The 21825-nt window shown below is 45.7% G+C and carries 23 protein-coding genes; 4 read left to right on the top strand and 19 right to left on the bottom strand.

Translation table 11 applies throughout. The annotated features are described in order from the left end of the window. Positions 1 to 199: 199 nt before the first annotated feature. Positions 200 to 940 carry an HAD family hydrolase gene (locus KCTCHS21_RS15210; RefSeq protein ID WP_130609808.1) on the top strand — a complete coding sequence of 247 codons (741 nt, stop codon included), beginning with the start codon at positions 200 to 202 and terminating at the stop codon, positions 938 to 940. Positions 941 to 1214: 274 nt separating this feature from the next. Here the strand turns inward: KCTCHS21_RS15210 and KCTCHS21_RS15205 are convergent, their stop codons facing one another. The 10 genes from KCTCHS21_RS15205 to pdhA all read right to left on the bottom strand — a co-directional run bounded on the left by KCTCHS21_RS15205 (position 1215) and on the right by pdhA (position 11343). Beyond that, positions 1215 to 2276 (bottom strand): hypothetical protein, encoded by a 1062-nt coding sequence (locus KCTCHS21_RS15205; protein ID WP_130609805.1) that lies wholly within the window; start codon positions 2274 to 2276, stop codon positions 1215 to 1217. Between the two features lie 124 nt (positions 2277 to 2400). Continuing rightward, positions 2401 to 2724 (bottom strand): hypothetical protein, encoded by a 324-nt coding sequence (locus tag KCTCHS21_RS15200; RefSeq protein ID WP_130609802.1) that lies wholly within the window; start codon positions 2722 to 2724, stop codon positions 2401 to 2403. Positions 2725 to 2810: 86 nt separating this feature from the next. Further along, complete coding sequence (locus tag KCTCHS21_RS15195) at positions 2811 to 4301, bottom strand: glutamate synthase subunit beta (protein ID WP_130609799.1); 1491 nt, start codon at positions 4299 to 4301, stop codon at positions 2811 to 2813. Positions 4302 to 4480: 179 nt separating this feature from the next. Further along, positions 4481 to 4972, bottom strand: a complete 492-nt coding sequence (locus KCTCHS21_RS15190) for a dihydrofolate reductase (RefSeq protein WP_130609795.1) — start codon at positions 4970 to 4972, stop codon at positions 4481 to 4483. A gap of 27 nt (positions 4973 to 4999) precedes the next feature. Further along, complete coding sequence (gene thyA, locus KCTCHS21_RS15185; protein ID WP_130609792.1) at positions 5000 to 5794, bottom strand: thymidylate synthase; 795 nt, start codon at positions 5792 to 5794, stop codon at positions 5000 to 5002. A 54-nt stretch (positions 5795 to 5848) separates the two neighbouring features. Next, the gene (locus tag KCTCHS21_RS15180; RefSeq protein WP_130609789.1) at positions 5849 to 6340 is read right to left on the bottom strand and encodes an acyl-CoA thioesterase; all 492 of its coding nucleotides are present in this window, start codon (positions 6338 to 6340) and stop codon (positions 5849 to 5851) included. A gap of 119 nt (positions 6341 to 6459) precedes the next feature. Further along, positions 6460 to 7881: a dihydrolipoyl dehydrogenase gene (gene lpdA, locus KCTCHS21_RS15175; protein ID WP_130609786.1), complete on the bottom strand. Its 1422-nt coding sequence runs from the start codon at positions 7879 to 7881 to the stop codon at positions 6460 to 6462. 3 nt (positions 7882 to 7884) lie between these two features. Then, positions 7885 to 9219 carry a dihydrolipoamide acetyltransferase family protein gene (locus tag KCTCHS21_RS15170; RefSeq protein ID WP_130609782.1) on the bottom strand — a complete coding sequence of 445 codons (1335 nt, stop codon included), beginning with the start codon at positions 9217 to 9219 and terminating at the stop codon, positions 7885 to 7887. A 16-nt stretch (positions 9220 to 9235) separates the two neighbouring features. Next, positions 9236 to 10213: an alpha-ketoacid dehydrogenase subunit beta gene (locus KCTCHS21_RS15165; protein WP_130609779.1), complete on the bottom strand. Its 978-nt coding sequence runs from the start codon at positions 10211 to 10213 to the stop codon at positions 9236 to 9238. 26 nt (positions 10214 to 10239) lie between these two features. Continuing rightward, complete coding sequence (pdhA, locus tag KCTCHS21_RS15160; protein ID WP_130609776.1) at positions 10240 to 11343, bottom strand: pyruvate dehydrogenase (acetyl-transferring) E1 component subunit alpha; 1104 nt, start codon at positions 11341 to 11343, stop codon at positions 10240 to 10242. 245 nt (positions 11344 to 11588) lie between these two features. On the opposite strand from pdhA, the gene KCTCHS21_RS15155 reads away from it, so the two are divergent. Further along, complete coding sequence (locus KCTCHS21_RS15155; RefSeq protein WP_130609773.1) at positions 11589 to 12338, top strand: alpha/beta hydrolase; 750 nt, start codon at positions 11589 to 11591, stop codon at positions 12336 to 12338. A 16-nt stretch (positions 12339 to 12354) separates the two neighbouring features. Here the strand turns inward: KCTCHS21_RS15155 and KCTCHS21_RS15150 are convergent, their stop codons facing one another. The 3 genes from KCTCHS21_RS15150 to KCTCHS21_RS15140 are packed head-to-tail and all read right to left on the bottom strand — an operon-like array spanning position 12355 to position 14001. Further along, the gene (locus KCTCHS21_RS15150) at positions 12355 to 12894 is read right to left on the bottom strand and encodes a hypothetical protein (protein ID WP_130609770.1); all 540 of its coding nucleotides are present in this window, start codon (positions 12892 to 12894) and stop codon (positions 12355 to 12357) included. Then, positions 12884 to 13363 (bottom strand): low molecular weight protein-tyrosine-phosphatase, encoded by a 480-nt coding sequence (locus KCTCHS21_RS15145; RefSeq protein ID WP_130609767.1) that lies wholly within the window; start codon positions 13361 to 13363, stop codon positions 12884 to 12886. Before KCTCHS21_RS15145 ends, KCTCHS21_RS15150 begins: the two co-directional genes overlap by 11 nt. Next, positions 13360 to 14001, bottom strand: coding sequence for a trimeric intracellular cation channel family protein (locus KCTCHS21_RS15140; protein WP_130609764.1), 642 nt, complete (start codon positions 13999 to 14001; stop codon positions 13360 to 13362). The genes KCTCHS21_RS15145 and KCTCHS21_RS15140 overlap by 4 nt, the downstream gene beginning before the upstream one ends. Positions 14002 to 14159: 158 nt before the next feature. On the opposite strand from KCTCHS21_RS15140, the gene KCTCHS21_RS15135 reads away from it, so the two are divergent. Then, positions 14160 to 14813 carry a thiamine diphosphokinase gene (locus tag KCTCHS21_RS15135; protein ID WP_130609761.1) on the top strand — a complete coding sequence of 218 codons (654 nt, stop codon included), beginning with the start codon at positions 14160 to 14162 and terminating at the stop codon, positions 14811 to 14813. On the opposite strand, the gene KCTCHS21_RS15130 is transcribed toward KCTCHS21_RS15135, so the two are convergent. The 3 genes from KCTCHS21_RS15130 to KCTCHS21_RS15120 all read right to left on the bottom strand — a co-directional run bounded on the left by KCTCHS21_RS15130 (position 14810) and on the right by KCTCHS21_RS15120 (position 17082). Beyond that, positions 14810 to 15583, bottom strand: a complete 774-nt coding sequence (locus KCTCHS21_RS15130; protein WP_130609758.1) for an MBL fold metallo-hydrolase — start codon at positions 15581 to 15583, stop codon at positions 14810 to 14812. The genes KCTCHS21_RS15135 and KCTCHS21_RS15130 overlap by 4 nt on opposite strands. A 156-nt stretch (positions 15584 to 15739) precedes the next feature. Beyond that, positions 15740 to 16411 carry a GNAT family N-acetyltransferase gene (locus KCTCHS21_RS15125; RefSeq protein ID WP_130609755.1) on the bottom strand — a complete coding sequence of 224 codons (672 nt, stop codon included), beginning with the start codon at positions 16409 to 16411 and terminating at the stop codon, positions 15740 to 15742. Beyond that, complete coding sequence (locus KCTCHS21_RS15120; RefSeq protein ID WP_408621806.1) at positions 16393 to 17082, bottom strand: GNAT family N-acetyltransferase; 690 nt, start codon at positions 17080 to 17082, stop codon at positions 16393 to 16395. The genes KCTCHS21_RS15125 and KCTCHS21_RS15120 overlap by 19 nt, the downstream gene beginning before the upstream one ends. Positions 17083 to 17375: 293 nt before the next feature. Between KCTCHS21_RS15120 and KCTCHS21_RS15115 the strand changes: the two genes are divergently transcribed. After that, complete coding sequence (locus KCTCHS21_RS15115) at positions 17376 to 17870, top strand: C40 family peptidase (protein WP_130609752.1); 495 nt, start codon at positions 17376 to 17378, stop codon at positions 17868 to 17870. A 97-nt stretch (positions 17871 to 17967) separates the two neighbouring features. Here the strand turns inward: KCTCHS21_RS15115 and KCTCHS21_RS15110 are convergent, their stop codons facing one another. The 3 genes from KCTCHS21_RS15110 to KCTCHS21_RS15100 form a co-directional block, all read right to left on the bottom strand. Continuing rightward, complete coding sequence (locus KCTCHS21_RS15110) at positions 17968 to 19323, bottom strand: sensor histidine kinase (RefSeq protein ID WP_130609749.1); 1356 nt, start codon at positions 19321 to 19323, stop codon at positions 17968 to 17970. Next, complete coding sequence (locus KCTCHS21_RS15105) at positions 19320 to 20018, bottom strand: response regulator transcription factor (protein ID WP_130609746.1); 699 nt, start codon at positions 20016 to 20018, stop codon at positions 19320 to 19322. Before KCTCHS21_RS15105 ends, KCTCHS21_RS15110 begins: the two co-directional genes overlap by 4 nt. 172 nt (positions 20019 to 20190) lie before the next feature. After that, positions 20191 to 21810 (bottom strand): serine/threonine protein kinase, encoded by a 1620-nt coding sequence (locus KCTCHS21_RS15100; RefSeq protein WP_130609743.1) that lies wholly within the window; start codon positions 21808 to 21810, stop codon positions 20191 to 20193. Positions 21811 to 21825 lie beyond the last annotated feature (15 nt).

Below are 21825 nucleotides of genomic sequence, written 5' to 3'. Positions count from 1 at the left end.
TTAATATCACCTCCTATCCTATCATCTAATTATTAGGTGTCTTTGTAGTTTTCCTTATTCCTCTCATTTACAAACCCTAATTCTCACGCCATAATGAAAAAGAAACGAGTTAGAGCGCTTTGTTATATTGGTTATTACCGATCTTAGGATTGCCTAGTTAAGCTCGGACTTAAAGCAGAGTAAGGAGCAAATCAGATATATGAAACAAAAAATTATGTTCGATCTTGATGATACACTCATATATTGCAATAAATATTTTCAGTTTATATTGGAGCAATTTGCAGATGAAATGACTACCTGGTATTCTCCAGCCGGTATAACACGTGCCACTATCTCAAGTAAACAAACAGAAGTCGATATAGCTCGCGTTCAAGTTTCCGGCTTCAAGAGTGAGCACTTTCCGCAGTCCTTCATTGATACGTATCGGCATTTTCAAAACCTAACCGGACGGGCCGGCTCCCCCATAGAGGAAGACAAGCTGTGGAAGCTCGGAAATAGCGTTTATGAGCTTGAGGTAGAGCCTTATCCAATGATGGAAGAAACCTTGGATTCCTTAGCCAGCGGAGGACATGAGCTTCACCTCTACACAGGTGGAGACATTCTCATTCAACACAAGAAAATCCAGAACATGAAGCTTGAACGCTACTTCCAAGATCGAATATATGTCAAGCAACACAAAAACACCGATGCCTTAGAGCAAATTCTCTCTGAGGGCGGGTTTGATAGAGGAAACACTTGGATGATTGGCAATTCCGTCAGGACGGATGTCCTCCCTGCACTGCAATGCGGCATTAACGCCGTTTATTTGAAGCAGGAGGCCGAATGGACGTACAATGTCATACCGATTGATGCAAAGCCTAGTGGAGCGCTCCTGACGCTAACAGAATTACCTCAAGTGCCACCTGCTATTCAAGAGTATTTGAATGGAATTTTTGAGTGAAGCCATCATATTAAAAAACCTTCCCCATTAAGCTAACTCAAAAAGCCGAGCCAACTGCTGTATATGCAGAATGGCTCGGCTTTTCTTGAAGTATTAGTGTTACAAGTTACTTTCGGCAACCTTGCACGGCTCCTCGTGCAGCTCCCTACGCAGTACCTCGTGCAGTGCCTTGCGCATCACACCTCATACAGGCACCCCGCGAGAAGTGTGCCTGTACGCGATGGCTCTATTAACCTCTAGGTGCAGTCGTCCGTACGCAACGGCTCTATCAACCTCACGGAGTAGTCGGAGGCAAGCTACTCAGCTTGGCAAATATTTTCCTTACCCCGTCAGACCATAGAGGATCCTCAGCATACGTTTTATTAAACCAAGCGAACGGCTCATGACCTTCCGGACGCTTTACACCTAATTCCGATATAAATTTAGCAGCAATATTAGCTGATTTATGAATCGTAGTATTGTACTCTAGCCAGCTGTGCCCGACATTAAAGGGATTGTTGGCGATTAGCTTCGCATTTTTATTCATCTTCGGAACGAAGCCCTGCTCTTGTCCGGTAATCGCAAACAACAGCAAAGGATGAACATCAAACTTGCGGGCACTATCCACGATTGCTTCAAAATAAGGCTCTTCCGCTAATAATGAATCCCTACTTAACAGGTAAGCCTTCACAGCAGCAACGTCGAAATCGGCATATTTCAATGCATTAGGCATCCCTATATCCGGAGGAATGATCAATGGCTCCTCATATTTAGGCAGCACTGGCTCAGGAGCAATAATCGCATTAGGAGTCGACGATTTGCCTACTAGTAAATATGTTGCTCCAATACCACTTATTATGGCAACAGCCATGATAAGCCACATTCGAACGGGAATCTGAAGCCATACTCGATTTCTCCATGCTTTTGCAGCCTGTCCCTCATTCGCAGGAAGCTCTTGCACTAAAGCTAAATGATGAGGCTGTCTCCTCTCTAAACGAGAGGCTATTTGTTCGGATGACCACCTGCGAGGCGACCGGTCATTTACCCAGCTAAGAATCGGCTCTACAAGCCTTTCACCGCGGTCAGCCTCGTCATATTCCAATTCTGCGCATAGATCCAGAACATCTTCCGGCTTAACCTCTCTCTGCTCTCCGACCAAATAACGGGAAATAAGCTCATCCGTCACCTGATTTTTCAAATCACTTGGAATGTTAGGCAATCGTTGCTGTAAGGTTCGGCGAATGGCGTCAGCGACAATAGCGGCTCGACGGTCTCCTGGAAGTGGTGCATACTTCGTATGTACGTAACGTCGGATAACGTTAATATCCGTCGGAGAGAGCAATGCTGCGCTATTCATCTCTTAGCCTCCTCATCAGCCCAACTTAATCCTTATAAGTCTATCATAAAGGAAAGATTTGGGGGAAGCCTGTCCAATGCACCATTTAAAGGCGGCAATCGAACAATACCGACCATCTTCCCTGTTATTCGACTAACGATGCCTTAGTCTTAATCGCTTCGTTGATCTCTGCAGACCTGATAAATGCATTAATCTGGTCCTTCTCCCACTCCGTAAGCTGATACTCGCAATCACAGTCTTCATCTAAAGTGACTAATTGGATCGGATGTCCCTCGTGTGTGCAGATCACCATAATTTTGAAATCAATGATATCTAGCGGGAGCGGAGTCGCTTCTGCGGTTTCGACCGTAAGATATACATCTACCCACTGATTGTCCCGTTTTTCTATTTTATAAGCGAATTTTGTGAATTTCAGCTCCGCCCACGCTTCATCTCCATAACGAATCATACGTCAGTCCCCTTTCTGATCGTTCAAAAAGAGGCTGTTCCCAGTCGCTCGGAACAACCTCTTCATATTTAACCAAATTGAGTCCCTTATGGCAACATCGTACTTCCCATTAGGAATCTGTCAACCTCACGAGCCGCCTCGCGACCTTCATTAATCGCCCAAACAATTAAGCTTTGCCCACGTCTCATATCGCCCGCAGCGAACACCTTGTTCACGTTAGTTGTATATTTTCCGTATGGAGCTTTAACATTGGTACGGCGATCCGTATCAAGTCCCAGCTGATCGATAATCGTACGCTCAGGACCTTCAAAGCCTACAGCTACAAGGATGAGATCCGCAGGCCAGATTTTCTCTGTGCCCGGTATTTCCTCATAGATTTTACGACCCTCTTCGTCTACATAGCGACGGATTTGAACCGTGTGAAGCTCCTTCACATTTCCGTTCTCATCACCAACGAATTTTTTCGTCAATACAGAAAATGCCCGAGGATCCTCACCGTATAATGCTTTAGCTTCCTCATGCGCGTAATCCAACGTATAAACATTAGGATATTCCGGCCAAGGATTGTTTAATTGATCGCGCTCAAGAGGTGCTTTGGAATGGGTACCGAATTGAGTTACGCTAGCACAACCATGACGTAACGCTGTAGCCACGCAATCCGTTCCCGTATCTCCACCACCAATTACGATAACATGCTTATCTTTGCCAGAGATATAAGTACCTTCTTGCAATCCATTATCCAGATAGCTCTTGATCGTGCTGTTCAGGTAATCCATCGCTTGATAGATGCCTTTAAGCTCGTGACCTTCAACATTTCCAATCGGGCGTGCTTTCGTAGCTCCTCCGCATAGAACGACGGAATCAAATTGCTCAAGCAGCTGCTCAGAAGAAATATCTTTACCGATTTCAGTGTTAACCACGAATTGAACGCCTTCGGCTGCCAGCAAATCCACTCGACGCTGTACAATATCCTTCTCAAGCTTCATCGAAGGAATGCCATATGTCAGAAGACCGCCAGCACGATCCGCTCTTTCGTATACAGTAACCGTATGGCCCGCTTTGTTCAGCTGTGCTGCCGCTGCAAGTCCTGCAGGACCAGAGCCGACAACCGCTACCTTCTTACCTGTGCGAGTTTTCGGAGGCTCAGGAATGACCCAGCCCTCTTCAAAAGCTCTATCGATAATCGCTTGCTCAATCGTCTTAATCGTTACTGCATCCCCGATAAGACCAACTGTACAGGAGCCTTCACACGGCGCTGGGCATACACGACCAGTAAACTCAGGGAAGTTATTCGTTTTATTAAGCCGTTCATAGGCTTCTTTCCAGAGACCACGATAAATCAGGCTGTTCCACTCTGGAATTAAATTGTTAATTGGGCATCCGGAAACACTTCCTCCGAGCTCAATACCAGTATGACAATAGGGAGTACCGCAATCCATACAACGCGAGCCTTGTGTACGCAACTGCTCTTCGGAGAACATCCGGTGGAATTCATTCCAGTCCTTGATGCGCTCCAACGGATCACGGTCGCTTGGCAGCTCACGTTTATATTCCATAAATCCCGTAGGTGTCGACATCTTCTTTTCCTCCATGTGTCGGTATTTCATGAATGCGTCGTTAAATCTCTTACCCATTCACTACTTTCCGCTGATACCTAAATTGCAGCAATGATGTTGCAATAAATGGTGGTTGATAATAGATCATCCTATCAAAAGAAGCCTACAGTCAGAATGGATTTTCAGCTAAATTATTTGTACTATTCCAACAATGCCCGCTCATATACACAAAATGAATAAGGAATTTGGTTTTTCTCGTCCTGTTCACCCATTATTCGTGATGAAAGCGACCAGATCTCAGAATCGAAGGAAGGGAAATAAGCATCTCCCTCATACGCTTGCCCAATCTCCGTCAGTAACAGTTTATTAGCGACATTAAGCATTTGCTCGTAGATTTCAGCGCCACCTATAACCATAAGCTCGCCGTCTCCGTACCTCTCAAGAGCCTCAGGGATCGATCGGACTAGCTCACAGCCCTCCGGCGCTTCCTCCATTGTCCTGGACAGAATGACGTTTATCCGGTCCTTCAGCGGGCTAGACAAGGATTCGAATGTTTTCCTGCCCATAAGGACTGGCTTTCCGATTGTGTTATTCTTAAAATATTTCATATCCGCAGGCAATCGCCAAGGTAGGTTATTGTTATTTCCTATGACCCCGTTCGAAGCAACTGCAGCAATAAGAGTGATGGTCATCTTTGAAAACCTCTTCCAGCTTGTAATTTACACGGCAACCGGCGCTTTAATCGCTGGATGGTGCTCGTAGCCTTCGAATTCGAAATCCTCGAACTTATAATCAAATATGGAATCTGGCTTACGAACAATATTTAGCTTAGGCAAAGGCAGCGGCTCTCTCGTCAATTGCAGCTTCACCTGCTCCAGATGATTGCTGTAAATGTGAGTGTCCCCTCCGGACCATACAAACTCTCCGACCTCTAGATCGCATTGCTGTGCAATCATATGGGTTAATAAAGCATAAGAAGCAATATTAAACGGAAGCCCTAAGAAAGTGTCTATAGACCGCATCGTAAGCATACACGACAATTTGCCATTAGCGACATAGAATTGAAAAACAAAATGACAAGGCGGCAGCTTCATTTGGTCAATGACTGAGACATTCCAAGCGCTAACGAGATGTCTGCGAGAATCGGGATTCCGCTTAATTCCGTCCACTACCTGCTGGATCTGATCGATTGTATGACCGTCAGGTGTCTCCCATGCTCTCCACTGTGAGCCGTATACGGGACCTAAATCCCCATTTTCGTCAGCCCACTCGTCCCATATCTTAACCCCATGCTCTTTCAAATATTGAATATTCGTGTCCCCTCTAAGGAACCACAGAAGCTCATGGACAACTGATTTCAAATGTATACGTTTAGTTGTAACTAAGGGGAAGCCTTGAGCCAAATCGAATCGCAGCTGTCTGCCGAATACAGATAACGTGCCCGTCCCTGTTCGGTCTTCCTTCACTGCTCCGTTATCCAATACGTCCTGTAATAAATCTAAATAATTACGCAACGAGTACACACCTCGACGAAAGTTTTTTTGTTGTATATTGTATCATCCCATTTGTCATTCTGTCGATGAATAGCGCTGGGAACGTCGCTTCTTACGTAAATCATAACGTTCCGGAGCACTGTCGAACAATTTCTGTTCCGCTTCATTTTCCGGTATCGCTGCTGGCACTGGAACCGGTTTGCCGTTCTCATCAACTGCTACGAAGGTTGAAAAAGCCGTACAGGTCACTCTTCTTTCACCCGTGAACAGATTCTCTGCTCTAACAACGACATATACCTCCATTGAGCTCCGGTGCGTCGATGTAACGAACGCTTCAAGCTCAACGGCTTCTCCCATGCGAATCGGCGACAGGAAGTCTAGACTGTCCGTAGAAGCGGTCACAACAGGCTTATTAGAATGGCGCATGGCTGCTATAGCAGAAATTTTATCAATATATTTCATTAGCGTACCACCGAACATTGTACCATGGTGATTCGTGTCCGTCGGAAAAACAAGCTCTGTCATAATAGAACGGGAACGACTAACCGGTCTTGCATCTTCCGTCATATTGTACTCAGCACTCCCTTCACCACAAATGGGTTCTAACAATTAAATAAACCTTTATGAAGGTGTATTCACGAAAGCCGTGATTCCCTCATAAAGGTTTATCCATTGTAATTCTAAGCTTATTTTTTAGGAGCTATTGTATGAATAGGATGACCCATAGCAAGCTCAGCCGCATCCATCGTGATTTCAGCTAATGTTGGATGTGCGTGAATAGTCAACGCAATGTCCTCGATTGTAGCACCCATCTCGATAGCTAAGCCGATTTCTGCAATCATGTTAGACGCTTCTACGCCGGCGATTTGGGCACCGAGTACAAGACCATTGTCCGCATCATGAATGAGCTTCAGGAAGCCGTCTGCGCCGTTCAACGTTACCGCACGACCATTACCGCCGAATGGGAACTTGCTGGACTTCGCATTGTGACCCTTTTCCTTCGCTTCTTTTTCCGTGTAACCAACGCTAGCGCATTCTGGATCAGAGAACGCAACCGCAGGAATACACTTGTAATCCACTTTGGATGGCAATCCAGCAATCGCTTCTGCTGCTACCTTCGCTTCATAGGAAGCTTTATGAGCAAGAGCCGCGCCTGGAACAATGTCACCAATAGCATAAATGTGCTTAATGTTCGTACGACATTGATCATCAACTTCGATCAAGCCGCGCTCGCCTACATTAACGCCGATAAGATCAAGTCCTAGCTCACCATCCGTGTTCGGACGACGACCTACTGTAACGAGCAAGTAATCTGCGGAAACGGACTTTTGCTCGCCTCCAACTTCATACGTTACAGTAACTTCTTTGTCGGTTTGCTCTGCGCCCTTAGCAAGTGCGCCATTGACGATTTCTACATTTGATTTCTTAAGCTTCTTAACTACAAGCTGGCTCATGTCCTTATCGAAGCCTGGAAGAATCGTTTCTGCGCCTTCAAGCACAGTTACTTGTACTCCGAACTTCGCGTACATTTGACCAAGCTCAATACCAATGTACCCGCCACCGATAACAATCAGGCTCTTAGGAAGCTCAGGCAGAGACAATGCTTCGGTTGAGGACAGAATACGTCCGCCGAATGGGAAAGGCTTAAGCTCAATCGGACGGGATCCGGTAGCGATAATACAGTTCTTGAAACGGTAACGTGGTGCTTCTTGATCATTGAACAAACGAGCTTCATTTTCATTGATGAACATAACTTCACCATTGAACATTTGAACCTTATTTGCTTTCAGCAGCATTTCCACGCCGCCTGTCATTTTATTAACGACCGACGATTTGTACTCCTGTACTTTACCGAAATCAACGCCTACATTTTCCGCCGAAAGACCGTAATCAGAAGCATGCTGCATCGACTCATAGTGATGAGCAGCGTTGATTAGTGCTTTCGATGGAATACATCCAACGTTCAAACAAACGCCGCCAAATTTGGCTTTATCCGCAATAATAACCTTCTGACCCAATTGAGCTGCACGGATTGCAGCTACGTAACCACCAGGTCCGGCACCGACGATAAGCAAATCTATGTCTAGAGAAGCGTCCCCTACGACCATGGATTACACCTCCATAACTAGCAGCTCAGGATCGCTAAGCAGCTGTTTGATGTAGTTTAAGAAATTTTGCGCCGTAGCGCCGTCAATGATGCGGTGATCAAAGCTTAGAGACAACGCCATAACCGGAGCGATAACGATTTCGCCGTTTTTAACAACAGCTTTCTCAGCTATGCGGCCCGTACCCAAGATAGCTACCTCAGGGAAGTTAATAACAGGCGTGAAGAACATACCACCAGCAGAGCCGATGTTTGTAATCGATATCGTGCTACCTTTGAGCTCAGCACCAGTAAGCTTGCCATCACGACCACGAGTAGCTAGATCACGAATTTCGTTGGCAACAGACCATACGTTCTTCCGATCCGCGTCAAAGATGACCGGAACGATCAAGCCGTTATCTGTATCGGTGGCAATACCAATATTGTAGTATTTCTTGTAAACAATCTCATTAGCCGCTTCATCGATCGTCGCATTAAGAGCTGGGAATTCACGACAAGCAGCAACAAGAGCTTTAACGATAAATGGCAAGTAGGTAAGCTTAACGCCTTTTTTCTCCGCTACAGGCTTAGCTCTTGTGCGAAGTGCAACAAGACCTGTAACGTCTACTTCGTCCATCAAGGTTACGTGAGGTGCCGTGTAAACGGATTTAACCATGGCATTAGCAATCGCTTTACGAATTCCTTTAAATGGAACTCTCTCTTCGACGCCTGGTCCACTAACGACAGCTTTCGGCGCAGCCGCGCTTGGAGCTGATGCTGCTGGAGCTGCCTCAACTGCAGCTTCTGCTGCTTTTGGAGCACCGCCGGAAGTAAATCCAAGGATGTCTTCACGAGTAATACGACCATTCTTGCCGGTACCGGACACTTCGGAGATCGTTATGCCCTTCTCACGAGCAAGCTTGCGAATGCTAGGCGTTGCAAGCACTAATGCGTTAGAAGCAGGCTTGGCTGCTTCTACTGCTGCCGGAGCCGCCTCTGCAGGCGCACTAGCAGCTGTTTGTTGTGCTGGTTGACCTTGCGTTTCCGCGCCGCCTGTTGCACTATTACCGCTAGCTACTGGAGCATGGCTTTCCTCAGAAGGCGCTTGTTCTGGAACTTCGCCTTCAGCTTCGATAATTGCTACGATTTCACCAATATGCATAACCTGTCCGTCTTTGGCCCGCACTTCAACGACTTTACCATTAACCGGACAAGGAACCTCGACAATTGCCTTATCGTTCTGAACTTCCATAATTATATCTTCATCTGTTACCGTCTGACCTGGCGCAATATGCATTTTGACAATTTCGCCTTCATGCAGTCCTTCGCCAAGCTCCGGAAACCGGTATTCGAATCTCGTCACCTGGATCCCTCCTTAATTAGAACTGAAGCACCTGATTTACGGATTTCACGATACGCGCAACGGAAGGAAGCCAGGAGTCCTCCACCAATGCAAACGGATAAACCGTATCTGGACCTGCAACGCGAAGCACGGGAGCTTCCAAGTGCAAGATAGCTTTTTCATTAATTTGGGCAATAACTTCAGCAGCAGCACCTGACGTCTTCTGCGCTTCTTGAACAACAATCGCCCGGTTTGTTTTCTGGATCGAAGCAACAATCGTATCGATATCCAGCGGCAACAGCGTACGCAAGTCAATAACTTCAGCAGAAATCCCGTTTTTCTCGAGCTCTTCCGCTGCTTTTACTGAAGTGTGAACCATCAAGCCGTAAGTAATAATGGTAACGTCCTTACCTTCACGAACGACTTTAGCTTTGCCGATTGGAACTGTATAATCGCCCTCCGGAACTTCATCGCGGAATGCGTGGTACAAATTCAAATGCTCCATGAAAAATACAGGATCATTATCTCGAATAGCCGAGATCATCAAGCCTTTAGCATCATAAGGATTGGATGGAATGACAACTTTGATACCTGGAGTTTGGATAGCCAAGCCTTCCAAGGAATCTGTATGCAATTCAGCTGCTTTAACGCCGCCGCCGAAAGGAGTACGGAAAACAATAGGAGCGTGGTAGCGTCCGCCAGAGCGATAACGCATACGAGCCGCTTGAACAAACATTTGATCCAATGCTTCATAGATGAAGCCTACGAACTGAATTTCGGCAATCGGACGGAAGCCTTGAATACCCAGTCCGACAGCTAGTCCACCAATGGCAGATTCAGCCAAAGGTGTATCGAATACGCGAGTCTCGCCGAACTCTGCCTGCAAGCCTTCCGTTGCACGGAATACGCCGCCTACTTTACCGACGTCCTCGCCGAATAGAATGACGTTAGGATCGCGTTTCAGCTCAACGCGCATTGCGTCGCGAATCGCTTCTTTCATATTCATTTGAGCCATGCTGTTAAACTCTCCCCGCAAAAAATTTATTGGAAATCGGCTTTTTGCTCTTCAAGATGCGCTGGAGTTGTCTCGAACATAGAGTCGATCAATCCGGCAACCGTCATTTTCTCCGTTTGCTCCGCTTTCTTGATATGCTCGTTTACCGCACTTTTCGCTTCTTCTTTTACACGTGCTGTATCTTCTTCAGACCATAATCCTTTACTTTCAAGAAACTTACCGAAGCGAACAAGCGGATCCCTCAAGCTCCATTCTTGCTCTTCTTCTTTTGTACGGTATTTCGTTGTATCATCCGCCATGGAATGTGGACGGAAACGGTAAGTCAACGCTTCGATCAGTGTTGCTCCACCGCCATTACGACCGATTTCAGCAGCTTCTTGCACTGCAGAAATAACAGCAAGTACATCCATACCATCGATTTGCTGACCACGGATACCCGCAGCTAGTGCTTTATGAGCAATGGATTGGGCAGCCGTTTGCTTAGCAAATGGTGTCGTAATCGCATAGCCATTGTTTTGAACGAAATAAATAACAGGTAGATTAAAAGCACCGGCGAAGTTCATGCCCTCGTAGAAATCGCCTTCGGAAGAACCGCCATCCCCAGTATAAGTAATCGCAACGCGCTTCTCATTCTTAAGCTTAAAGCCCATAGCAATTCCTGTAGCATGAAGAATTTGCGCTCCGATAATAATCTGAGGCATCAGAACATTAACGTCGTCTGGAATTCTTCCGCCATGCTGGTGACCGCGGGAATAGAGAAATGCCTGATAAAGTGGTAGTCCATGCCAGACAAGCTGTGGCATATCGCGATAGCCTGGGCAAATGAAATCTTCCTTCACCAATGCATACTCGCTTCCAACCATTGTCGCTTCTTGTCCAGATACTGGAGCATAGAAGCCAAGACGTCCTTGACGACCGAGATTAATAGCCCGATCATCCCATGTACGTGTGAAGACCATGCGATACATAATTTCTTTCAATTGATCATCAGACAGCTTCGGCATACGTTCCGGATTGACGACAACGCCTTCCGGAGACAATACTTGCAAAGGAGTGACATCTTCTGACCTTACTTCGTGTGATTGTGCACCGGATTTAACTACCGGAGCTTCCGTGGATACTTTGCTCATTAAGGTTCACCTCATCTTTAATTGTGGAAGAGGGCTTTCTGTTATAGAATTATTATATCCCTGTTTAAGTGATTTGGTCAAAGAAAAACTCAAAAAAACCTTTGTTTATATAGCTTTTGTCCTTTTCATGTTTGTATAACAGGATTTATTTAATCATGTAACAGATTAATACACTTTTTCATTTTACCCTTTGTTTGGTTTGCCCCTGCTTGCTATTTCCCATACCTACCAAGGAGGTTTGTCCAATGAGTGACAATCCAATATTCAAAAGAACGATACATAAGCATGAAGTGCCAAGTCAGTTTCTCCCTGAAGGAAGCCGATCCATTCGAGTGTATCTCCCCCCTGGATTTCAGCAATGGATCAGTTATCCTGTCATTTACTGTCAGGATGGTGAAGATTTTTTCAACTTCGGTCGAATTGCCACTCACTCCCAGAAGCTCATTCTGGAGCAAGGCTGGGATTCTTTCATTATTGTCGGAGTAGATGTCGATAAGAAGCTCCGCACTTCGGAATACACACCTGATGGCGACCGCTATTCTCTATATACCCGTTTTTTTGCAGAAGAACTTATTCCTTGGACGGAATCCCATTATCCTGTTCGTGATGTCCCTGATCAGAGACTATTGATTGGAGATTCATTGGGGGGCGCCGTTTCGGTATCTCTTGCTGTTGCCTATCCGACTTTATTCAGCCGTGTCGTGTCCCTTTCTGGTGCGTTCTATGACGTCTATACTGCCCAGATTGAGCAAGTTTCTTCTCTAGAGTATCTTAAGGTATGGATGTTAGTTGGTCTTCAGGAGAACGAATTTGCGACGGACCGCGGCACCTTCGACTTCGTGGAGTTGAATCGGAATTGCAAACAGCTGTTGGATAGCAAAGGGGCTAAATCTTTCTACGTGGAAAAAGACGGAGAGCACAAATGGGGATTTTGGCAAAATGAGCTACCCGAAGCGCTAGCCGCATTCCTAGGACCAACGCCGCTTTTTGAGTAACTTATCAGTTAAAGCTTCAGTGCTGCTCAGTTGGTGGAGGAAGATGCTTGTCGATAGCTTCTAGAAGCCGTTTCACATCCTCCTCCCCCTGATTGGTCTGCCTGTGAAAGGCAAGCAACTGCTCACGAATATAAGCTTCTGCTTCAGCGTATTCGGCCTCATCACTCGTAACACCAGACGGATCGTACCAGACAAACCCGCCATGAGGACCATTGCGCAGGTAGGCATGTTTCCAATGATGCGGATATTCAAATAATGGTGCTCCAAGTGCCACAGCGATCACATCATCGTGCTCCATTGGAAGTAAATGATGATACTCCTCTTCAACTCCGCCACCAGCAACATGAATATGGAATACCGCGTAATGCAAATAATGGTCACCGGTTGCCGTATCCTTTACTAAGCGATACAGCTCCGTAGTATTCTCGGACAGCACTTTAATGGCTTCCAATCGGCTGGATAATTCCGCTTGGCTTACCAATCTTAGTTGCTTAAAGGACAAGGGTAGCGAAGCAGACAGACGCTTACCATCAATATCTTCTAGACTATCTGACATCCCCGAGCTCCTTCTTTATCCGCTCCAGCAATTTGATGCTACCGTTCAAAACCAGCTCGTACACCTCATCGAAATTACCGGTGTAGTATGGATCGGGAACATCCTCAATTCCCTTCTCTGGTAATAACGATAAGAACTTAATGACTTCCGCATGAGAAGAAACGCCAAGCTTCTCCCGAATATCCCGCTCATTTTTCGTGTCCATGGCAACGATAAGATCGAAGCTGCTGCCATCATCCTTCAGAAACTGTCTTGCCTTCATACCCTCATATGAAATTCCGTATCGATTAAGCAAATCCCGAGTGCCCTCATGCGGCGGATGACCGATATGCCAGTCTCCTGTGCCCGCTGAGTCTACCGTGATGACTTTATCTAAGCCTTCTTGTTTAATTAAATTACGGAATACCGCCTCAGCCATCGGCGAACGGCAAATATTACCTAAACAAACGAATAGAACAGAATAACTCATGACTGACCTCCTGCATTATTCCGCTCAGCCGCAGCTCGTAGCGTGCGACGGGGAAGCTTCCATTTATAATATACGGATAACATTCTAAACAATACGACCAACAAGAATAGTGAGAAGAGCTCCCACGGCTTCTGAAGATTCCCAATCCCTATAGCGAGACCTGCACCGATAGCCCACATCGCATAGATTTCATCTCGGAGCACAAGCGGCTTTCGTCCAGCCATAATGTCTCTGATCATCCCGCCTCCGATTCCCGTCAGCATGGCCGCAACCATGACTGCGCTTAAAGGAAGCTGAGCTTTAATGGCATAGGATGCCCCTTGAATAGCGAAGGCAGCAAGTCCAATGGCATCGAAGAACGCCTCGCTCCTTTTCCAATGATGAATCCACTTGATCGGCAATAGGAATACGATAAGAATGGCAATTACAGCTGTTTTGAGAAATAAACCTTGGCTCCATAATGTTGTAACGGGAACTCCAATAAGCAAATTACGAATAACCCCGCCTCCAAAAGCGGTAACAAGCCCCAATACGAATACGCCCAAAATATCGTATTCCTCTTCCATGGCTACTATTGCTCCACTGACCGCAAAAGCAATCGTACCGATAATACTAAAGACATGAAATTCCCACTCCAACTTAAGCTCTCCTTCACGGCAATGGTTCAAACCCTGTACAACTGCATAATTTGTCGTATTTCATAAGTCTTTACTCATTGTATCGGCAAGCCTAATAGTTCCGCAACGGTCTTTTTCCCGGTATAATCGATAATTAGATCAACTAGGAGGTTTCACCTATGTCTAACCAGCATTACAAACGCGCGATTATTTTCTCAGGTGGAACTTTGGGAGAATGGGCATTAGATCAGCTTTCTCCGGATGATTACCTCATCGGTGCAGATAGAGGGGCTGAATTTATTATCGAAAATGGTTATGTACCTCAGCTCGCGCTCGGTGACTTTGATTCTGTTACTCCAGATCAAATGCAGCGTATATCCAATGTCGCCGAAGAGCTATTAAGCTGTGATCCCATACATAAAGATTGGACTGATACAGAGCTTGCGCTTCGAGAAGCCGTAAAGAGAGGCTTTAAAGACATTATTCTAGTGGGAGCTCTTGGGACACGCTTCGACCATAGCCTAGGCAATGTTCATTTACTTAGACATGCCCTTGAGCACAAGGCTAATCTTACAATAATAGATGCCAATAACGAGATCAGTCTTTGCACGGAATACCATCGGTTAGAAGCAAATCCTCGTTATCCTTACACTTCATTGTTACCACTCTCTCCCGAAGTGACTGGAATTACGTTAGAAGGTTTTCGCTATCCTTTACATAACGCTACATTGAAGCTCGGCTGGTCCCTTGGCATAAGTAACGTTCTTGAAGAGCCTACCGGAACAATTACAATCTCAACAGGCTTGCTGCTGGTCATTCGTAGCAGTGACTAAATATGGACTTGCATCCCTGTGGACGCAAGCTTCACATGAGCTGGCAGGCTGTAATCTGTATTGACATCAACATCGTGTGACAGATGGGTGAAGATGACGGAGTTTGGTTTAACCTCGTCCGCAAGCTGCAGCCCCTCTTTCATATCATATACAGATCGCGTATCCATCGGATACTGCTCCTCAACATAGCTCGTGCCAAGCACCATTAGCGCTAATCCGGCTAAAGGTGCTTTTTGGCCATCCGTTAAACTAATGGAGTCTGAGCAATAAGCCCACTTCACACCGGTAACCTCATTCTCAAATAGATAAGCGTAGGAAAAGCCGTTTTTACCGTGATTAACCTTCCATGGGGTTATCCGCCAGCTTCCATAGCTCATGCCGTCATCATTTGGAATCATCGTCAGCTGTCGCTCAATCCAAGGAAACCTAGCACGTATATCATTTAGAACGTCCCGAGGAGCATGAATGTCCGCGGTTTCTAATCGCCATCTGCAAGCGTCTGCCCATTCAGTTAAACCACCAATATGATCAAAATGTGCATGTGTCATCAACCCTAATTGGCACTGGCGGATGCCTAACAGCTCCATCTGAGCCCGCCAATCTGGACCACAGTCTAACAATAGGGGAGGTTGCCCCTCTTCCTCTAACCATAAGGATGACCGTAAACGTATGTTGCCCCCTGAAGTACGGGCTTCTTCACATACTGAGCAATTGCAGTAGACTCTAGGCGTCCCCATCGAGTCACCATTACCAAGGAAAGTGATACGCATTGTTAAACTCCTTACTTAGCAGAATATTTCTAGATAGCCTAACAACGCCGAACACTGCATACTTGTTCCCCACGCAAACAGTACCTCGACAAGGATTGCGTCGGGTACCGATTGCCTGCTATATAAACAATCTTATCTATTATGACTTTACGTCATTTACAATGGCAACAATAAAATTTCGGATTGTCTCTCTATATGGTCAATCATTTCCTGCCATTCCTTAGGCTTGTTAGGAAGTGCAGCATAATATTCCCGCAGGAATTGTGCAACTAAACCAGAAGGAAGCGAAGGCAAATTTTCATCCGTAGGGAAAAAACCTAAATCGAGCTCTGTTACCGCTTTTCCTTCGTTATCCCATGAAGGATGCACATAAGTGAAATCGAGCTTCTGATAGCCAAGATGCGAAAGCACCTCTCTTCTTACAGCCGGATGCATAGGAAGTACATTGCCGAATTTGAAAGATGAGACTGCATGAGGCCTATATATTTCGGCAAACATTCCTATCGACTCCGTACCACTTTCCTTCTGAAGCCTCTGCAAATCTAGCTTACGCTGAACATAGAGGAATCGACCGATCCCGAGTCCCATAGATCCAATAATTGTGAAATCAGTCATAGCAACGCGTAGCTTCGGGTAATAGCGATACTCGGTTGCACCTACGACATTCCCATTATGTATGGCCACATATACGTGAATGTCAGGATCCTCGATTGGCTCCTTCCACAAGCCAAACTCCAGCACTTCCTCTGGCGGAAAGATACTGCTCATTAGTTTATGCATAGCTGCAAAATAAGGATCCTCAATTGATTTTACACGGATGTATTCCATTCCATTCTCTCCTTCATGAAAGGGTTTCGCCACTCCATTAATGCCGCATAATGATTGGATTGCTCATCCACTATATAATTGGTCGCTATACCAATTGGTAACCTACCACATTTTAACAGAAAAGTGAGGACAGGGTCATATTTTTGTCCAATTGAAACAAGATGTACATATTCGTGTGGGGTTAATGTCCCAGCAAATTCATAATAGCCAGGCATACGACCTCCTCCAAGTAATCTCGAGCAGTTCAAATGAACTACAGTCTCATACATGGATTGCATTAGCCATTTACCAATCCCAAGCTTACGGTACTCTGGTGCTATGCAAATATCTACTACATATAAAGTCTCTCCATGAGGCTCATGATTGCGTATATATCCGTTATCGGTGACTGATGCCCAAGTATGATTTTCTCCATCCTGGACAGAGGTTCTTAGAGCTGTCATAGAACCAACGATTACTCCCTCAACCTCGGCGCAGAGCGCCCCATCGGGAAATCTTGCTGTATGCTCAGCTAATTGCGCTTCGTTCCACCAGAGCTCAGAAGGAAATGGCGGAGGAAAGCACAGCCCCTGCAAAGCAATTAATTTCGCGAAATCCCTCCTATCATAGTTTCTTATTGTCAGAGGCAGCATTCGATGTCCGTCCGACACTTTTAACTGCTTATGCACAATTTCACCTCCAGTAATAAACAAATGCTCTCAGCTGCAAGCATGACTAAATACCCCAGACTCACTTCCTATATTATAGGAAGTAAAGGGCATGGGGCAAGTCTGTTTATGGCGAATAAAGGCTTAGGAAAAGGAAACAGGTAGATCATGAGAGATTTCTCATGTTTTTCTAAGAAAGCGCAAAAAAACGTAATCTACCAGTCCTCTCACTCTCCTTGGTAAACATTAGGAATGTTTAAGTTTGATATACTATGTGGCATGGCAAAAGAAAGAAGTAAGATGGAGGGTAAAACAACATGAGCTTCAAAAACACACTTGTACGAAAAGTAGTCGGAGTCAGCCTATGCGCTGTTATTGGATTTACGGGAATAACTATGGGTCATACCAAGCAGGCTTCTGCCGCAACTAGCACTAGCAAAGCAGATAATATCATTTCACTAGGCAAAAAATACATAGGTGTGAAATACAGATTCGGTGCTCCTTCTGGCTCCACCTCTGCATTTGACTGCTCCAGCTTTACGCAATATATATTTGGCAAATATGGCGTGAAATTGCCGCGTGTATCGAGCACGCAAGCAACCAAAGGAACCAAAGTAGCAAAGGCTAATCTAAAAAAGGGTGATCTCGTCTTCTTTAAAGTCGCTCGTACCGGTAACAAAATCGGTCATGTTGGAGTTTATGTAGGTGACAACAAAATGCTGCATACCTACGGCTCTCCTGGTGTCACTTACTCATCCATTAACACATCTTATTGGAAATCTAATTATGTTACAGCTCGTCGCGTTCTGTAGCCTTTTCTTATTACTATAAACGCTCTGAACACATTCAAAGTTGCAACAAAAAAACGGCAAATTCGGGAAATTCCGAATTGCCGTTTTTTATATTGTATTAAAGCTTGCGAGGCAATTGAATCGATATCGTCGTACCAATCCCCGGCTTGCTAAATACCTCTACGTTTCCTTCATGAATATCAACGATTTTCTTAGCAATGGAAAGCCCAAGACCACTTCCCCCTGTTGAACGGTGACGAGCTTCATCGACCCGATAAAAGCGCTCGAACATATAGGGGATTTCACTTTCAGGAACCCCAATGCCATAATCGGTTACTTCCAGCTTAACGCCACCCTTGGAAAGCCGAATACGAACATCAATCGGCTCCTTGCTGTATTTAATCGCATTATCAATTAGTATAAGCAGCAATTGACGAATCTTTTCCTTGTCGCCTTTCATTTGAACTGCGTGACCGTCAAAATGTACCCGAATTTGTCGTCTGAAGGTTTTCCCAAGCACCTCAGATAGCTCCCTAACGACGCTTGCAACATCGAATCGGGAAACATCCAACCATTCGTCTTGCTCCGCTTCCGCTAGCGTAAGCATAGAGCGTATCAGGTTTTGCAATCGCTCGGTTTCTTTAGAAATTGCTTCGATGGCTTCATCACGAATTTCAGGATTGTCTCTTCCCCAACGCTTCAGCATATCCGCATAGCTAGAAATAACCGTTAGTGGCGTCTTTAGTTCATGTGAAGCATCAGCGACGAAATGCTTCTGATGCTCAATTGTGCGATCTAGCCGATCAATCATCTGATTAAATGCCCTGACCATCTGCTGAAGCTCGACCGATTCCTCTCGGCCGTTGAGCTTCACCCTGTAAAGCTTACCGCTACGATCGATTTCCCTCATCGTCTGTACCATCTGACCAATCGGTCCTGTAAGACGAGAGGTAAACCAATACGTTCCGAAAATCGCGAACACAATAGCCCCGATGCTCGTTACACTTAAGGCTCCGACTAATATTTGCAAATAGCTATCCAACACAGTCAACCGACGAGTGGCTTCCACTGTTCCAATTAGATTCCCCTGCTCAAAAAAAGGCACAGATAAATACAATACCCGTTGACCATTAATTTGCCTTGTCTCGGATAGGAAGAAATTTTGTATTTGTGGTGGAATAGCAAGAAGCTCCTCATCTGATCCAATCTGGTTGACGATGCGAACATCACTTGTCACTATTCTCATCATTTCGTTGTAGTTGTATAAATCCCTTAAGAGCTTTGGATCCTCTAATCCCCTCATCCCTTGCTTTCGCAAATTTTCGATGACCATATCCGTCTTATTGGATAGGAGTTGAAGCTCACCACGTGTAGTTACGCGAATGACAAAGAAATAGACGAAAATGTTGTAGAGGATCAAAATAAATATGAGCCAAAAAACGGTAAATAAAGTAAATCTAGATCTCAGGGTCATGCATCTGGCTCCTTCAGCATATAACCGACTCCACGTACTGTGTGCAGAAGCTTATGGCGGTACCCCTTGTCCATCTTCTGGCGCAAGTAACGGATATAGACGTCAACAACATTCGTGTCGCCAATATATTCATAACCCCATACATCAGACAATATTTCATCTCGGGTCTTTTCGCCGTTCTTATGACGTGCGAGATAGAGCAACAGCTCAAACTCTCTAGGAGTCAGATCAATGGAATGGTCCTTACGGTATACTTTCCGCGTTAAGAGCTCGATAGACAAGTCACCAATTCGAATGACGTCCTCGCTTTCACCTTCACGGGATGCTTTAAATATTCGTAGCAGATTCCTAACCCTAGCCAGCAATTCTTCCATGGCGAAAGGCTTCGTAATGTAATCATTAGCTCCGTGTTCGAAGCCGCTAACCTTATCTGGCACCGTGTCCCTTGCCGTCAGCAAAATAACTGGAACTAGTGCATCGTTCTGTCGAAGACGTCTGAGCACTTCAATTCCGTTCAATTCAGGTAGCATAACATCAAGCAGAATAAGATCCCACTCTCCTGAAGTGGCCATCTCCAGCCCCTTGCGACCATCTGCGGCTCTTCCTACGCCATAACCTTCATGCTGTAATTCAAGCTGCAATATTCTTGCGATTGCATCTTCATCTTCTATAATCAATATATTCTCTGTGTTCATATCGCTCACCTCACGTATTTAAGAACCGACCTAGGCAGTAGCCTGCCATAACCAACTGCTAGGAGGGCTACATATAAAAAAATGATTAAATCATTATTGTTCCCTCTCTATTGTAACACGGCTGTCAAAGCCATGAAAAATAAGTCGTAGGCTGTAAGAAATTTACCCTTTTCTAGCCTCTATCGTAAAACGAAGTAATCCACTTCTGAAAGGCCAAATCTACACTTCTACTCGTCTGAGCATCCGTTGGCATACCTTCTCCACGCCAGAGTGTATTAATCATTTCTGCGCTTGCAAGGTCGGGTAAATAAACCTCCGGTTTAAGAGGAAATAGGGACAGCCACTGCTTACGTTCCAGGAAAGCTTGATCCCTATTGGCAATCCACACACATTTGACGAAACGCTCCTTAGCCAGCTTCTGCAGCTCCATACAAGCCAGCTGTCTCCTCGAAGACCATTTAACAGGATAACAATCTGCTACCATGGCAATATGATCTACGGATCGTACAACCCACTCCCTCAGATCAGCTTGCTCCCAGGAGCTTGAGACATCCAATAGGACAATCGGAGCTCCGAGCCTCCTTAGCCAATTCGAGAAAGCTCCGTCGGGTAGAGTCGTTCGATACCCTTCTGGCTTAGCTGGATAATAGACAGCCTTCCCCTTCCGCCAAGCTGGGAAGGCAGCTTGCAAACCGTTAGCCTCTGCATACACGGCCCCTTTGGGCATATTTCTGGATCCATTCAGTAAGGCGAATAGCTCAGGCTCTCCTCCAGGACATTCGACTAAAGCATGAACGATTCCTAGTCGAGCCAATGAAGAGGATAAGGCTACTGAAGCGAAGGTAGCGCCAGCACCGGGATAAGCAGATGCTACTGCAATGACAGTAACCCCCTTCTCCCTCTCCCTATCGTTAGTTATTAGTATCATGTCGTCTGAGTGCTCTCCTGATTCGTAAGAGCTTAAACGCCCGTCAGAGTCTAACTCGATTCGTTTCAATGCCTGTCGCAGCTCTCCCGCTGTTTGTGGCCGATCTGCTGGATCAATAGCAAGCAATCTTTCCAGCAGCACATTAAATTCGGAAGGAACATCACCCTGCAGCGCTTGCTTTAATTTGCCACGATGCCTGATTGCGAATTGTCCGCCTGATAAAAGATGATAAGCAAGCGCACCTAAACCATACAGATCGGTTCGATTGTCCGACTGCTCTCCCCGTATCTGTTCAGGTGCCGCAAAGCCAGGTGTGCCTAGCTGTAACGTGTCGCTTTGACTCTCTTCCCGATATCTTCGGGCAATGCCAAAGTCGACGAGAATAGCCTTATTATGCTTATCCAGCAATACATTAGAGGGCTTTAAGTCCCTAAATACAATAGACGGAGTATGTGAATGCAAATAAATCAACACCTCACACAGGTCTATTAATACTCTGAATACAAGGGAGAACGGCAGCCTATAGCCATAGCGCTCCAATCTTTCCGCTAATGTATCCCCAGCTATGTAATCCATAACAATACAAGCTACTCCATTCTCATTAGGCGGATAATAGTCAACGATCGCTGGAAGATGCGGATGGTCCAGCTCGCTTAATAGCTGTGCCTCTGGCAGGAAGGAGCGCCGCTCCTCCGGCAATGGGCGCGTCAGCTTTAATGCCCGCACCTTGCCGCCCAGCCGAATGTCTTCTGCTAAATAGACACGCCCCATTCCTCCCCGACCGATTTGCGCTATAATTTTGTAACGTTCTCCGTATAGCTGATTTAGAGTCAGCTCCAGGCCAGCCTGACGATCAACTTCCACGTTTATCCCCTACCT

The organism is Cohnella abietis (assembly GCF_004295585.1).
Taxonomy (GTDB): domain Bacteria; phylum Bacillota; class Bacilli; order Paenibacillales; family Paenibacillaceae; genus Cohnella; species Cohnella abietis.
Note: the sequence above shows the minus strand (reverse complement) of the source record. Positions and strands in the feature narration are given on the sequence as shown.